General features: G+C 34.8%; 13 protein-coding genes and 1 tRNA gene. 8 read left to right on the forward strand and 6 right to left on the reverse strand.

The window, feature by feature from the left end; genetic code table 11:
* The first annotated feature begins 57 nt into the window (after window positions 1-57).
* Window positions 58-1,257, forward strand: coding sequence for a ribonuclease D (locus QUS22_RS02750; protein ID WP_289513526.1), 1,200 nt, complete (start codon window positions 58-60; stop codon window positions 1,255-1,257).
* Here the strand turns inward: QUS22_RS02750 and coaE are convergent.
* The gene (coaE, locus tag QUS22_RS02755) at window positions 1,240-1,827 is read right to left on the reverse strand and encodes a dephospho-CoA kinase (protein WP_289513527.1); all 588 of its coding nucleotides are present in this window, start codon (window positions 1,825-1,827) and stop codon (window positions 1,240-1,242) included. The genes QUS22_RS02750 and coaE overlap by 18 nt on opposite strands.
* 174 nt (window positions 1,828-2,001) lie before the next feature.
* Here coaE and QUS22_RS02760 point away from each other — a divergent pair, with 174 nt between their 5' ends.
* From QUS22_RS02760 to QUS22_RS02785, 6 genes are all read left to right on the forward strand, one after another.
* On the forward strand, window positions 2,002-3,405 hold the full coding sequence (locus QUS22_RS02760; protein WP_289513462.1) for an NAD(P)H-dependent flavin oxidoreductase: 1,404 nt from the start codon (window positions 2,002-2,004) through the stop codon (window positions 3,403-3,405).
* Between the two features lie 771 nt (window positions 3,406-4,176).
* Window positions 4,177-4,311, forward strand: coding sequence for a hypothetical protein (locus tag QUS22_RS02765; RefSeq protein WP_289513463.1), 135 nt, complete (start codon window positions 4,177-4,179; stop codon window positions 4,309-4,311).
* 1,100 nt (window positions 4,312-5,411) lie between these two features.
* Complete coding sequence (locus QUS22_RS02770; RefSeq protein ID WP_289513464.1) at window positions 5,412-6,338, forward strand: ribose-phosphate diphosphokinase; 927 nt, start codon at window positions 5,412-5,414, stop codon at window positions 6,336-6,338.
* Window positions 6,328-6,681, forward strand: a complete 354-nt coding sequence (gatC, locus tag QUS22_RS02775) for an Asp-tRNA(Asn)/Glu-tRNA(Gln) amidotransferase subunit GatC (protein ID WP_289513465.1) — start codon at window positions 6,328-6,330, stop codon at window positions 6,679-6,681. The genes QUS22_RS02770 and gatC overlap by 11 nt, the downstream gene beginning before the upstream one ends.
* Window positions 6,682-6,866: 185 nt before the next feature.
* A complete protein-coding gene (gene mtaB / locus QUS22_RS02780) occupies window positions 6,867-8,102 on the forward strand; it encodes a tRNA (N(6)-L-threonylcarbamoyladenosine(37)-C(2))-methylthiotransferase MtaB (RefSeq protein WP_289513466.1) in 1,236 nt (411 codons plus the stop codon).
* A gap of 49 nt (window positions 8,103-8,151) precedes the next feature.
* On the forward strand, window positions 8,152-8,967 hold the full coding sequence (locus tag QUS22_RS02785) for a P44/Msp2 family outer membrane protein (RefSeq protein ID WP_289513467.1): 816 nt from the start codon (window positions 8,152-8,154) through the stop codon (window positions 8,965-8,967).
* Window positions 8,968-8,974: 7 nt separating this feature from the next.
* Here the strand turns inward: QUS22_RS02785 and QUS22_RS02790 are convergent, their stop codons facing one another.
* The 3 genes from QUS22_RS02790 to QUS22_RS02800 all read right to left on the reverse strand — a co-directional run bounded on the left by QUS22_RS02790 (window position 8,975) and on the right by QUS22_RS02800 (window position 12,563).
* Window positions 8,975-10,501 (reverse strand): type II secretion system protein GspD, encoded by a 1,527-nt coding sequence (locus QUS22_RS02790; RefSeq protein WP_289513528.1) that lies wholly within the window; start codon window positions 10,499-10,501, stop codon window positions 8,975-8,977.
* 233 nt (window positions 10,502-10,734) lie between these two features.
* Window positions 10,735-11,442 (reverse strand): ribonuclease III, encoded by a 708-nt coding sequence (rnc, locus tag QUS22_RS02795; protein WP_289513468.1) that lies wholly within the window; start codon window positions 11,440-11,442, stop codon window positions 10,735-10,737.
* 80 nt (window positions 11,443-11,522) lie between these two features.
* On the reverse strand, window positions 11,523-12,563 hold the full coding sequence (locus QUS22_RS02800; RefSeq protein ID WP_289513469.1) for a quinone-dependent dihydroorotate dehydrogenase: 1,041 nt from the start codon (window positions 12,561-12,563) through the stop codon (window positions 11,523-11,525).
* Between the two features lie 125 nt (window positions 12,564-12,688).
* On the opposite strand from QUS22_RS02800, the gene QUS22_RS02805 reads away from it, so the two are divergent.
* Complete coding sequence (locus QUS22_RS02805; protein ID WP_289513470.1) at window positions 12,689-13,702, forward strand: S41 family peptidase; 1,014 nt, start codon at window positions 12,689-12,691, stop codon at window positions 13,700-13,702.
* A 50-nt stretch (window positions 13,703-13,752) separates the two neighbouring features.
* Here the strand turns inward: QUS22_RS02805 and QUS22_RS02810 are convergent.
* Window positions 13,753-13,824, reverse strand: a tRNA-Cys gene (locus QUS22_RS02810).
* A gap of 5 nt (window positions 13,825-13,829) precedes the next feature.
* Window positions 13,830-14,726, reverse strand: coding sequence for a class I fructose-bisphosphate aldolase (locus QUS22_RS02815; protein ID WP_289513529.1), 897 nt, complete (start codon window positions 14,724-14,726; stop codon window positions 13,830-13,832).
* Window positions 14,727-14,785: the final 59 nt, after the last annotated feature.

The raw sequence follows: 14,785 nt of genomic DNA on the forward strand, positions 1-14,785 counted from the left end.
CATTAATTGCAAAAGTTCAATTTAAGTGATAAAATAGCATTATTAAATGAAAAATATATGCTAATCAGTATAACGTCGGAGCTGGGAAACATATGCAAGGAATTGATAATAAAAAAGCCAAAATTTATAGCAGTTGACACGGAATTCATTAGAAATAATTTAACCTACTACCCAAAATTATCGTTAATTCAAATTTCTTACGGAGATAAGAGTTTTGTTGTAGATGCATTAACACCAGGAATTGATTTATCATCCATTAAGAAAATAATGCTAAATCGAGAGATAACTAAAGTGTTTCATAGCTGTCGGCAAGACATAGAATCCTTATTCACTGTGTTTAAATGTATCCCTACTCCCATTTTTGATACCCAAGCTGCCGCTATGTTCTGTCATTATTACCATGACTTTATTGGTTACTCAAAAATAGTAGAGCAATATCAAGGAATAGCACTGGATAAAATTAAAGCTAAAAATTCAGACTGGTTAAAACGTCCATTATCTGAGGATCAATTAGACTATGCAATAAGCGATGTGGTACATTTATACGATCTACACCAAATATTGTGTGATAAACTTGAAGAAAATAACAGGATGAGCTGGTTTCAAGAAGAGATGGAATCAGTGGTTGATATAAATAAATATTTGCACAGCCCAAAAGATGCATGGAAGAGGATTAAGTTTAACTATGAAGCAAATCCAAGGTTAATATTAACTGTTAAAGCAGTTAGTGAATGGCAAGAGACTTTAGCACAGCGTTATAATATGAACCGTAATAAAATAATTAATAATGCTGTAATAATTGATTTTATTGAAAATAATGTGGGGCGTGTTGATGAGATTTTAGATGACCTCAAGAGGAACGCGAAAAATATAAAAGAGGAAGATTTATTAGAATTCATAGATATTTTCAATGAGAATGAGAAAGATTTTATGCAGCAAAATTATATCCCACCAAACAGTTATGATAGGTCTGTGTTCGATATACTCTCGATTATTTTAGAGAGCAAATGTAAAGAAAATAACATATCAAGAAAATTAGTTTCATCAAAAGATGAATTAGCTGGATCAATATCTGGGCAGGCAGATAAACTATTCAAGGGGTGGAGGTATGATTTCTTTGGCAGGTCAATCGAATCATTTCTAAATGCAAACTCAAGGTTTGAAGTTTCAGTAGTGAGATCCGCAAATAACATAACCAAAATTCGGAGTAATTTGGTTGAGGCAGACTGTAAATTGAAATCAACTGCTGGAATTTAATAAGTCTACTATGTCTTTTACTTGAGAAAAAACATACCCTTCGCTTGTACTGGTATCGATAATAAAGTCGCTCATCTTTCTTTTTTCTTCAATAGGTAGCTGAACATTGGAAATTAGATCCAGTTTTTCTTTATCTATATTACGCCCATTGAGTCTTCGAGCTTGCACAACGCTGTCTGCATGGATAAAAACGATAAGGTCGCAATATAACCGAAATCTCGTTTCCAGTAGAAGTGGAACGTCTAGAATGAGAAGCTTTCTACCAATCTCTTTCTCCTGAGCAATAAAAAATTCTAGTTCATTTCGCACAGCAGAATGAACTAAAGATTGAAATTGCTTCCAATTTTCATCATAGGCTAAGAAATACTTAGACAATATCGTCCTGTCTATTTCACCATTTACTATCACCCCAGGAAAATTTTCTTCCGCATAACTTATTATGCCCTTATCCACTTTATAAAGTTGGTGTATAACAGTATCAGCATCAAATACAGCAGCACCAAACTCTTTAAAGCAATTGGCTACAAAGCTCTTTCCTACTCCAATTCCACCAGTTAGACCTATAATCATATAGCAAAAAATTAGCAAAGCTATATCTACAGTAGCTGCTTTTTCTTGCACGTCCACTTAAAACCCGAATTTGGCTGCTCATGCTCTAACGACGTCAAAAGAAAACAAACAGCTATTATTTTTTTAGTAATTAAGTAAAATAGAATAAAAGATTACAAAGATTACGAGGAAGCTTTGAAAAATAAGATAAAAAAAATAGTGATTTCAGGAAAGGAAGTGTGGCCAATCATCGAAGGTGGTAAAGGCATTGCGATTAGTGACGGAAGGTCAAGCGGAGCGTTTGCTGCAGCAGATGCCGTGGGTACGTTTTCTAGTGCAAATGCTAAGCTTATTGATGATAACGGCGAGTTAGTGCCACTGATTTACAAAGGTAAAACGAGAAGTGAAAAACACGAGGAATTGATTGAGTATAGTATTGAAGCTGGAATTAGTCAGGCAAAAATAGCGAATGAAGTATCAAAAGGCCATGGAAGAGTACATATGAATGTACTTTGGGAGATGGGAGCAGCAGAACGTGTGCTTCACGGAATATTAGAAAAAGCGAAAGGCTTAGTTCATGGTATTACTTGCGGCGCTGGTATGCCTTACAGGCTTGGAGAAATTGCAGTCAAATATCAGGTTTATTATTATCCTATTATTTCATCGGTACGTGCTTTTAAAGCATTATGGAAGCGTGCTTACCAAAAAATATCTTCTTTTTTACTTGGTGGAGTAGTGTATGAGGACCCATGGCTTGCTGGAGGACACAACGGATTGAGCAATAGTGAAAATCCAGAACTACCACAAGCTCCATTTGAAAGGGTTGCGGAGCTTAGATCTTTCATGAATGAGATCGGTCTTTCAGAAACGCCAATTGTTATGGCAGGAGGAGTATGGCACTTGAAAGATTGGGAGCACTGGCTTAACAATCTACAAATTGGACCAATAGCTTTTCAGTTTGGCACTCGTCCACTTTTGACAAAAGAAAGCCCAATTTCTGCAGAGTGGAAAAAGAAGCTATTAACTTTAGAGGAAGGTGACGTACTTTTAAACAAATTCAGCCCAACAGGGTTTTACTCATCTGCAGTAAGAAATAACTTCATACTTGAGTTACAGGAACGAAATTCACGTCAAATAAAATTTTCAGAAAATGCCAGCGGAGAATTTAATAATGAATTTGCAATTGGTAGCAGAGGTAGAAAGATTTACCTCACTTCAAAAGACAAAGAGCTGGCTAACACATGGACTGAAGCAGGATACACAAAAGCAATGAAAACTCCAGACATAACTGTTATTTTTGTGACACCAAACAAATTTACGGAGATAAGACAAGATCAAATCAATTGTATGGGATGCTTGAGCCATTGTTTGTTCAGTAATTGGAAAGATCATGGTGACCATTCGACAGGGCAAAAGCCAGACCCACGAAGCTTTTGTATACAAAAGACACTGCAAAACATTATACATGATGGCGATATTGAAAATGAGCTTATGTTTTCTGGGCATAATGTGTATAAATTCAAGCAAGATCCATTTTATGAGAACGGCTATATACCGACAGTAAGAGAATTGGTAGAAAGGATATTGACTGGGTATTAAGTCAGGCTCAAGTTGACAAGAAGACATTACTTTGTTAGAATAAGCATTTATCAATTTAGTCTTCACTTAAGAAGGTATTTATTGTAGCAGATAGTGTTTTAAAAAGGCATGCGTTAACTTATACAAAAAAAAATCTGGTGTAACAGTAACGTTAAAGGGTTTTTACAATTTTGTAATACGCAAAACACCACAGGTTGGAACAAAGCAAAATTTGAAGACCTGTATAAAGGAATTATTGGAAGTCAAAATCCAAATAATGGACACAATACAGGAAAAGAAAGTGATCAACGCAATGAAGGAAATAGACAAACCATATATTATATACATCAAAATACCGGCTTAAGTTTTTGGGGTTATTTACTATTACAATGCTGTATCGATTCTTTATTCGGTGGGCGTGGTCACACTACTAATGTAACGAATATTAACTACGGTATTAACAACCATCAAAACAAAGAAGATGGGAAAAAAGACTCGGGAAACAGTAGAAAGTTATTATCCCTAGATATAGTAGCTGCAGTCGTATGTGTTGCTTTCCATATTGGTATTGTGCTTCTGGTACTATAGTACCAGAAAAGCGGCTAGAAAATCGGACAAAATAGACTATCTGAGCAATAAACTTAAAACGTTCAGAAATATAGAATTTGCAGTTAGCACTATTTCTTTGGCAACTTTGATAAGTTGTGTGTTTTACCCAGTTTTACCAGATTTTGTTTAGCTATTCTTGGTGTTAATTTTCTTGCGTGTTTTGTTGGTGGTTTAGCTTTTCAAATGAAACACGACAAGGAATCAGACAATATTGATAAGGCTGAAAAAGCGGTAGAGAACTATAATAAACAATCTTCTTACTTTCAGGATACTGTTCCAAGTGCTCCTCTTCCTGTCTACAGTAGCTCAAGATTTTAGTAATGTTCCTTCTGGTTGATTTTATGATTGTGGTACAGCAAAACAAGGACCTTATAGATACTAAGCTTGCCCTAAACCCACAGCTGTACGAACATTATGATTTTGGGGTAATTTCTACCAAGAGGGTGTCATCCAAGTAGCTGACCACTGATTCCTTTATGACGGTGTCATTCCAGTGCCTCCTTTTCCTGTCATCCCAGTGCGTGACGCTGGGATGGCTTTGTTGCATAGCTCTCTATGAGAGGCTAGCTATATTTAGGATTATAAACAACCTATTGAAAATCTTGTTTTTTCTTGCAATCGGCTTGATCAAATTTAAGAAAAGTAATTTATTATTTGTATTAATAAATTTAATTATATTAAAAATAGCTAAGATATTGAAATTCTTGAATTTTAGCTAGATTAGTTAACGGTAGTAAAATTCCTTTTACTCAAATTTAGGTACTTACTGACCGTCCTTACTATAAATGCTAGAATAATAAGCTACTGATATTCTCCATCTTTTTTATCTTTAATCTGTCATAGATAGCGATGCAACAAAGCCTGCTGGGATCTATGCCCTTTTTTCTTGGGTTACAGTGTCACGTGTTTGGCATTACATTGAGTAGTAACTTTTTACTCAAATATGCGAAAAGTCTAATAACGAAATTAGTTAAATTTTTACCAAGCTGAAAAAAAGGCAAAGAAACCCCCGAGTAGTGAGTTTTGACCCTCTAATACTTTAAATGGCGCTGTAATAATTTGCTGACGCTTAGTTTAAGCCCGATTTTTGCTGCATGTGAAAGAATTTATAAAGACAGGTAGCCCCAATAACTTGATGTAATCCACTAAAAAATACATTAAGTTTTCTACTGAATTCTACCATTGAACCCGCGCGAATCAAAGACAAGTTTTGAGCCAGAAACACCCTTAATGTAATAGTAATGAAGTTGTTAAAACCTATCAAGCAACTTTCTTTGTTTCTATGTTATCAGCTACCTGGATGACCGATAGCTGTGCAAGAAGTACTTAATTCGCTGACAAGAACGTTAGAATAAAGAAACTTAAATTTCAATTATTTTATAATTCTTATATAATCTTACAAGCTCAATTGGTACATTATGAAAATAATAATAGGTAATGCTAGTAAAGAATTAGGGAGGTCAATAGTGAACAAGCTAAATGTTCAGCCATCGCCTGTTCAGGTGTCAAAATTTGCCGACAGTGAGATAAACGTGGAAGTGGGAAGTGATCTCTGCAATCAAGAGGTATACATAATACAGTCCATTTCTCCTCCTACAAATGACAATCTTATGGAGCTTCTGCTTACAATTGATGCAGTAAAGAGATCAGGAGCTAGAGAAGTAACAACAATTATACCTTATTATGGGTATAGTAGACAGGATAGAGTTATTAAAAATAATAATATGCAATCTGCTTTAAGTGCTAAATTAGTTGCAAATCTCATTCAAACTGCAGGTACAAGTAATGTCGCAGTTATTGATTTGCATTCAAGTCAAATTGAAGGGTTTTTTGATGTACCGATAACTAACTTGAGCTGCTTTGAAGTATTCACTGACTCTGTACACACGGAGAACTTAGCAATAGTTGCGCCCGATGTTGGAGCAATTGGCAGAGCACGTGCTTTTGCGAAGACTTTAGGGAGAAAGCACAAGATAGAATTGAGTGACGAGATTATTGTAATAGATAAATATAGGGAGAAAGCAGGCACATCTCAGGTAATGAGTGTGGTAGGAGAAGTGGCAAATAAAAATTGTGTCATTGTTGATGATATAATTGATTCTGGTGGAACGTTATGTAATGCAGCTCTTGCTTTAAAAAGTCATGGAGCACAGTCTGTCATTTCATGCGTCACACATGGCGTGTTTTCAGGAAATGCAGTTGAAAAAATCTTTTCCTCTTATCTAGATAAATTAGTAATTACGGATACCGTACTTCACAAACTTGAAAAAACTGGTAAAATGGAAGTTGTTTCGGTTGCAAATATTTTAACTCACTTCATCCAAGGAGGTAAAGGTGTCAGCTAGGTCAACAGAAGATGTAATCACTTCGCTAATAGAATTTGTAAATAAGAGAAAAGTAACAATTACCAAAAAAGAAATGCTGAAAATTGCACAGCTTGTAAGAATTAGGTTATCAAATGACGAAATTGAGCACTATTCCAAAGAACTAACAATGTTGGATTGGATACATGATACTTTATTACAAGTTAATACTGAAGGTGTTTCTCCTATACGTTATGGCAGTATAGATAAGGACACTCACGTACGCGACGACGTTGTCAATGCTCAAAGCATAAAAGAAGAGATATTATCCAACACAAAATCTGAGCACGGATATTTTGTAGTACCAAAGGTTATAAACGATTAAAATAAAGCTAATATCGAATCTTTCAAAAAAAACTTAAAGGGCGGGTCGATATAGGCTTAGGGTTTATTGCAGAAGAATAGGTCAGTGGAAAAATAGGGTTGTTGCTTGTTGTGATTAAGGGGCCTAATGACTTTATCTGGATATTTGATATAATAATTAAATTGTAGGATCTATTGAAGTTTAGCATGAATGAAGTAGTGACATTTGGTTGTCGCCTAAATTTTTACGAAAGTGAGTTAATCAAAGAAGCACTAAGAAAAGCAGGGAGAAAAAACGTTGTTGTGATACATAGCTGTGCAGTGACAAATGAAGCAGAACGGCAAGTAAAACAAAAAATACGCAAGATTTATAAGAATGACCCAAACAAAGAAATTATCGTAGTTGGCTGTGCCGTTCAACTAGACCCTGAATCGTATAGCAATATTCCTGGTGTAAGTAAAGTTTTGGGCAATCAAGATAAGCTAAAGGCGGAAAATTATTTGCTAAATAACGATAAAATATTAGTCAGTAACAATCAAGAAAGCATATCAGAATCTGTTCTAATTAATAAACTTGAAGATAAATCAAGAGCGTTTATTGAAGTCCAGAATGGCTGTAATCATAGTTGCACATTTTGCTCGATTACTGAAGCAAGAGGAAACAACCGATCCATGCCAATAAGCAATATTATTGAGCAAATCAAGGTTTTCATAGCAAATGATTATCAAGAGGTAGTGTTTACAGGGGTTGATATTACTGATTTTGGTACAGATTTATTTGGCAAACCTTCGCTTGGTTCAATGATCAGAAGAGTTTTAAAGGATGTGCCAGAATTGAAGAGACTTAGGCTTTCTTCTATTGATGTTGCTGAAGTTGATGATGAATTAATGGATTTAATAGTTAACGAACCAAGATTCATGCCACATTTGCACTTAAGTTTACAATCTGGTAATAATTTAATCCTAAAAAGGATGAAACGTCGCCACAGCAGGGAACAAGTGATAGAATTTTGTCGTAAAATAAAAAGCTTGAGGCCTAATATAGCATTTGGTGCTGATATTATTGCTGGATTTCCAACGGAAACTGATGAAATGTTCCAGGATACAGTTGATCTACTAAAGGAAGCAAATATAGTTTATTTGCATGCTTTCCCATATTCAAAGCGGAAGAACACACCTGCTGTACGGATGCCACAAGTGCCAGAGAATGTACGTAAAGAACGGGTAAAAAGCTTAAGAGAAATAAATAAAGAAACGATGGGTAACTTTTACCAATCTTTGATGGGTACTAAACAAAGTGTTCTAGTTGAACAAAATAATATCGGCAGAGCAGAAAATTTTGCACTAGTAAAGCTTGCATCAGAGGTTCAGGCTAAAAGTATCGTGAAAACCAACGTTATAGGAATGGAAAGAGGTTATTTAATTGGAAGTGTTCTTCCTTAACTTTTTGACGTGAAAAAAATGTATAGTACTGTAAATTGTAAATTTATTCATGATTAGAAAATCTGCTGTTTTTTATGTATTGCTAATCTTATGTATTGGCTGTTTTTTTGTTCAGGCTAATGAAAGTTGTTCAGGTGATGAACAGTTTGTTGAAAATCTAGTCCTTGCAGACGAATCTATATGTCACAAACCTAAGGAATACGACGAGAAAGATATTATGTCAGTTAAAAGTAAAAAACTTGATTTTTACTTTAGTGCAAATAGTGGTAGAACTTATTATGATAATTCGGAAACCTTTGTTAAGGGTATACGGGAAATAGGAAGAAGAATTCAAGAGTCAATCAAAGAGGATCATTATATTAATGTTATTGTAAGGAACATAGTAGCACAAGAAATTAATAGTATTGAAAAATTTAAAGGTGAGATTGATTTCCAATGGCTCAATAGCATATCTTTAGGTTACTATGCCAGAGAAAATGGTCGTATTGATTTTGAAGCTACGTATTCTAAGATCAATATTAAAAGTGGTAATTCTTTTCCGGTATTTGATAGATCAGCCGGTATATTCGCATTTTTGTTGAACTTGTATTATAATCCTAATATCCAAAATACACAATTTGCCCCGTACATCGGTCTTGGTATAGGGCCAACAGTCTTTAGGTTAAGAAAGATTAATGGGTCACCCCAAAATTCAATGCCGCTGAATGTTCCTTGGTTTGCTTATCAAATAAAACTTGGTGTTGACTATTCAATAACTCCAGAAGTCAAAACCTTTCTCGGTTATCGTTACTTCAGCATTCTGATACCTGTTGCAGATGATATATCAACTCACAATATTGAAATCGGTGTGATGTTTAATTTTTAGTAATGATTTAATATATATATAAATTCTCATCTTTTTTATCCAACAAACCAAACGTTGGTACAATTGTTGCTTTTAAAAAGATGACAGTTTCTATTGTCCTCATATTATCCGCTAGCCTTTTTGACTTCTGGTGTGATGTAGCTTTAAAGCTTTGCTTATCTTCTCTATGCTCTATAAGTCCGCCAATTACCATAACTTCACCACTCTTAATTTTTAACATAGAGTTCATTTCTCTAGTTTCAATAATTGGAATGTCACTATTTAATTTCGTTTTACTCTGCTGTGCGATGTATTCTATGTTTGGGTCTTTGGTGTAGCCGTTAATTCTTGATAAAGTTGGGTGTATATCCATGAATATCTCACTGGTATCAACATTAATGCTTGGATGAATTATTAACACAACACCTATTGGAACGCTATTCATCTTGGTAACTAAGGTCCGATTAGAATTTTTAATATCTTTTTGTATATCAGAGGTAAAATAAATGTGATTTTTAGTAAATGAAATCATCGCTTGCTGATTATTTATGGCATGTACTCTAGGACTTGAAACCACAGTTGAAGTGCCAAATTTGTCTAAACTTTTTACTAAACTTCCTAGATCATTTACGCCAAAGTTCACTGCTAGATCAGTAATGGAATTATTTTGATTCACCATAGATTTGCCTCCATTACGTAAATCATTTAAGTTGATACCAGAAAGGTATTTGTCGTCTAACATGACTTCAACTATCTTTGCTTCTATCATTACCTGAGAAGACGCTAACTGCTTGACTTTATTAATATATTCTTCAACAGCTTTATGAATATTTTTTCTAGCATTCAAAATAATAACACCAGTTTCTCTGTTAGATGAAAGAAATTCTCCATCATCTACCCCGTTAACATCCATTATTGCATTTAAACCTTTTTCCAATGAATTCCACAAATCACTGCTATATTGAGACTTCATAACGCTATTATAATCCTTATCAGCGTTGCTTCCATCATTGCTAGTAATATTGTTATTAACTACAAAACTACTTTGAGCAAAATATTGAATATTAATAAAGTCTACATAATAATTTTGTGCATATGGTAAGTCCTGCTCAATTCTAATCACACCATCATTCGCTGAATAGCGCAGTTTAGCGCTGTTAGCTATGCTCTGAACTACTTCATTTATGTTTTTATCCTTTAGCTTTAAAATAATATTACCTGATATTTTTGGATCTATATCCAAGTTAATGTCAGAAAGCTTTCCTATCTCAATCAGCAAATCCTTTACTGGCACTTCTTCACTAATATTGATAGAAATAAGCTGACTACTGGCTATAAGATCAGGAAACTTTACAGGCAAAGGCGCAATTTCCGGCACTGCTGGTTCATTGTTTTCCAAAAGGGAAATTTTATCTTTATACTGCTTTAACGAATGGTCATGTTCACTTATATCATGATGATCTTCGTCATCTATTTTGATAAGCTTATATCCCTGAGCAGGTAGGCATATACAAGAGACGATAAAAAGTAGCATTAAGCATCTAGAAACAGTCATTAGAAAAAAGCGTACAAAACCGTTATAATAGATTTCTATAAAAACATTAAAAATGTATTTAATTTTGTTTTCATCTAGCAGAACCATTGCACTAAATGCCACGAACTTGTGGCCCTAAAGCTGTAAATTCTCAGCTATAAAGATAGTTCTACAAAGTACTGTTATATTATCCATACCTGTTTTTGATCAAAATATTTTTGTTTCTTATCTTAATTAAAATTTGCCTGCTTTGTTTAAGTTAAATTGCTTTCTTCACCATTGTTAATTTTTTCTAGCATTAACTCAGCGGCCTTTTGTTCAGCACCCTTTTTACTAGAAGCACATGCAGAAACCTTGCCATAGTTTTCTATGCAAACTGATATAGTAAATTCAGGATTATGTGCTGGTCCAGTCTGTTTTGCAAGCTCATACTCTGGTAAGGGTAATTTATTTTTCTGAGTCCATTCTTGTAGCGATGTTTTAGAATCTTGAGGGGGACTTAGCATGTCCTTAGCCAACTTTTTCCAATATTGGGTAACAAACCTTTCAACATTTTTAAACCCGCCATCAATATAAATTGCGCCTATCAGCGCTTCAAGAGAATTTTCTAAATTTTTTAGGTTACATTTTCCCCCGTTGCAACGTTCACTATTATTCATGATGATGAAGTCACCCAGTTTTATCTCTTTAGCAACTTTAGCAATGGTGTTGCCACAAACTAAATCCGTTTTTCTTTTTGCCAATGCTCCTTCTCTTTCTTCAGGAAACAGTTTAAACAGTATAGCAGACACAATCATACTCAAAATGCTATCGCCCAAAAATTCTAACCTTTCATAATTTTCAGTTTGATTTTTGCTATTCCTTTTATTTAAGCTTGGATGAGTTAATGCTTCTTCTAATATTGCATTATTTTTGAATCTATAGTTAGTGATTTTAGATATTTCATCGTTCAAGTTTTTCATTGCTTGTTGTTTTAAAAGGAAGTATTCCCTGCTGTATCTTTAATATCAGAAAACTAGTTTTATTCTACCAAAATAGGCTTCTAAAATTTGCATCCACAACCCACTGCCTCACTAATGTTACTAAACCCATCTCTTTTTACCAATTCCGCGAGCTCCAAATTGATTTTATTCACAACTTGAGGCCCTTGGTACACGAGAGCAGTATACAGTTGTACTAAAGAAGCGCCTGCCTTTATTTTTTTATATGCATCAGCACCACTTGAAATTCCCCCACACCCTATTAATAATGTTTTGCCTTTAGTAAGTTTATACATGTTGCGCAGTAACTCAGTTGAAAGTTTAAACAACGGTCTGCCACTTAGTCCACCACTTTCATTATGGTGAGAATGTAGATTATCTCGACTGACCGCAGTGTTGCTTACTATTAAGCCGTCAATTTTATATTCCAATGCAAACTCAGCAACGTTTTCCTTCGCTTTTTGATCAATATCTGGTGAGATTTTTAACATTATAGGGGTAGATTCAGCATTGTCAATTGATTTCCGGGTTAGAGTTATGGATTTCAGCAATTCCGATAGTTCTTGTCTATTATGCAAATTACGTAAGTTAGGCGTGTTTGGAGATGAGATGTTCAGCACTATATAATTGCTTTTCCCATATATCATCTTTATTAAGTCAACATAATCACTGATTTGGTCCTTCGATGTGCTATTTTTTCCTATATTGATGCCGAAAACGCAATCATTAAGCTTAGTTTCACTTATCCGTTTAAGAAAACAGGCTATTCCTTTATTGTTGAATCCCAACCTATTGATTATCCCTTCATCTTTAATTAACCGAAAAATTCTCGGTTTTTTATTTCCATATTGGGGATGTTTAGTTACAGTACCAGCCTCAATAAATCCAAAACCAAATGAGAGCATGGGCCTTATAATTTCCGCGTTTTTGTCAAAACCTGCAGCAAGACCCACAGGGCTTCTGAGTCTGTTTCCAAAGAAGTTTACATTCAAAAACTCTGGTAGTTCTATAGGTTTTCTACAAGGCATCTTTTTTAACATCGTGATTACCAAGGAATGAGCAGTTTCAGGAGGCAGCAAAAACAGTAAATTACGTAGTATCATTTTGTAAAACACTCAACTTACTTTCAGCTTATTTTCTACCATGAAACGCTATAAGAGTATAATTCTAACTTTAGAAGAAGACGATTTTATTGATTTTACTTATAAATAATGGATAAGCTTTCCTCATGAAATTTATTATTGCTATTATCTTATCCTTATTTGCTTATAGTTTATCTGCTCAACAAACAGATTATATTGAGTTGTTCGAGGACATAATCAAAAAAATAGAAAGAGAGTATATTTGGCATACTAGTCAGAAGACTCTTATTGAATATGCAGTAGAAAATATGCTAGATAAACTAAAATCTGAATTAGGCAACAAAGAGTTCACAGTTAGCTCTGTTTCTGATCCTGGTGAAATTGAATATTTTGAGGAAGTGTTGGCACAAATAGAGGGAGAGTACTCAAATTTGATCGATCAAAAGACTTTGGTTGAATATGCAATAGCTGGAATATTCTCTAAACTGGATTCATATTCTTATTATATTAGTAGTGAAGAATTCAAGAAAATGCAACTCCAAGCGCTTGGGTTCAATTCTGTTTCAACTAAGGTTGTAGACGATATAGCTTACATTAAAATCTCTGAATTCAACGAAAGCACTTTCAATCATTTTAGAAGGCAATGGCTCAATATTAAAGAAAATAATAGCACCGTAAAGGGTATAATTCTGGATTTGAGAGATAATCACGGCGGATTGTTTTCTCAAGCAATACTAATATGCAATAGTCTTCTTGATGGTGGCAAAATAGTTACTGTGGAAAGTAGAGGGAAAAAGCATTACAACGCAAGCAAAGGAGACATGTTTTCTGGGTTACCCGTAATAGTATTAATTAATGAAAAATCTGCGTCTGCATCTGAAATAGTTTCTGCTGTTTTGCAGAGTAATAAACGCGCTAAGATTGTTGGGATAAGGTCGTACGGTAAGGCTTCTGGACAAACAATCTTTCCGTTGAAAAACGGTGATATGATCAGTATAACAAATAAATTATACCGTCTTCCATCTGGTAAACTTATAACGGGTGTAGTACCGGATGTAGTAGTTATAAGCCAAAACGATGGACAAGATCATCAACTTACCAAAGGAATTGAGATTTTAAACTCGATGTATAGCCAGGTAAATTTAGGTTTATTGAAGTAGGCTACCACTTAAAGTGGGCTGGATTAAACAACCCTTACAAGCTATAAAAGAGGCCGGGACCGGAATTGAACCGGTATAAAAGGATTTGCAGTCCTCCGCATAAACCATTCTGCCACCCAGCCGTTTTTTATGCGTAGATATTCATTATATCTTTTAGCATAGACAAGGCCTCTTCTCTTTTGCGTTGAAAAGTGTTACGCCCAATGATTGAACCATTACCACCACCCTGCTTAATTTCTTTTGCTTCATTGTATATATCATCCACCGACTTTGACCCGCCACCAGAAAAAACTACTATTCTTTTTCCTACAAAGCAAGATTTCTTAACATATTCAATTCTTTTGGATAATGATCTAATATTTCCCGCTTCTATTTTTTCTTTTTCCAAGTGGTTAGTTGGAAGTTTTACCTTTATTATGCTAGCACCAAGCAAAGCTGCTATGTGTGCAGCATAAGCAATAACATCAACTGCTGTTTCGCCTTCTTTGGAAATTCCATCACCGCGTGGATAAGACCATAGCACTACCGCAAGTCCACAAGACTTAGCCTCAGCTATAATTGCTCGAGCTTCTTCTATCATATCAAAGCACTTAGCAGAACCAGGATATATAGTAAATCCAATGGCTGCGCAGCCCAAACGTAACGCATCTTTCACAGAGGAAGTGACTGCCTGATCAGAAGTTAGACTTTTTGAGTGCAGAGAATTAGAACTATTAAGTTTCAAAATAAGTGGAAGCATTCCAGCATAAGTTGAAGCGCCAGCTTCGATCATACCAAGTGGAGCAGCATAAGCACTTACTCCTGAATCAACAGCAAGCTGAAAATGATAATGCGGATCATAAGCATCAGGGTTGACTTCAAAGCTTTTTATTGGCCCATGTTCGAATCCTTGGTCTACAGGGAGAATTACTAATTTACCAGTGCCACCAAGCTTTCCATGCATGAGAATACGAACGAGGTTCGCTTTCACTCCAGGATTTTCACTTTCGTAGTAACTTAGGATTTGCCTTACTTTATCACTTATTGCCACTATAACTTGTATCAAATTTGATGTAAATTGTAACAAAAATGGGACTCAATACA

The organism is Wolbachia pipientis (genome assembly GCF_030373985.1).
Lineage (GTDB): Bacteria > Pseudomonadota > Alphaproteobacteria > Rickettsiales > Anaplasmataceae > Wolbachia > Wolbachia pipientis_D.

Coding starts and splice junctions, on each gene's coding strand:
- QUS22_RS02800 (WP_289513469.1), bottom strand. CDS start 12,563: ATGATACTACGTAATTTACTGTTTTTGCTGCCTCCTGAAACTGCTCAT.
- QUS22_RS02790 (WP_289513528.1), bottom strand. CDS start 10,501: ATGACTGTTTCTAGATGCTTAATGCTACTTTTTATCGTCTCTTGTATA.
- coaE (WP_289513527.1), bottom strand. CDS start 1,827: ATGATTATAGGTCTAACTGGTGGAATTGGAGTAGGAAAGAGCTTTGTA.
- rnc (WP_289513468.1), bottom strand. CDS start 11,442: ATGAAAAACTTGAACGATGAAATATCTAAAATCACTAACTATAGATTC.
- QUS22_RS02785 (WP_289513467.1), top strand. CDS start 8,152: ATGATTAGAAAATCTGCTGTTTTTTATGTATTGCTAATCTTATGTATT.
- mtaB (WP_289513466.1), top strand. CDS start 6,867: ATGAATGAAGTAGTGACATTTGGTTGTCGCCTAAATTTTTACGAAAGT.
- QUS22_RS02770 (WP_289513464.1), top strand. CDS start 5,412: ATGAAAATAATAATAGGTAATGCTAGTAAAGAATTAGGGAGGTCAATA.
- QUS22_RS02750 (WP_289513526.1), top strand. CDS start 58: ATGCTAATCAGTATAACGTCGGAGCTGGGAAACATATGCAAGGAATTG.
- QUS22_RS02765 (WP_289513463.1), top strand. CDS start 4,177: ATGAAACACGACAAGGAATCAGACAATATTGATAAGGCTGAAAAAGCG.
- QUS22_RS02805 (WP_289513470.1), top strand. CDS start 12,689: ATGAAATTTATTATTGCTATTATCTTATCCTTATTTGCTTATAGTTTA.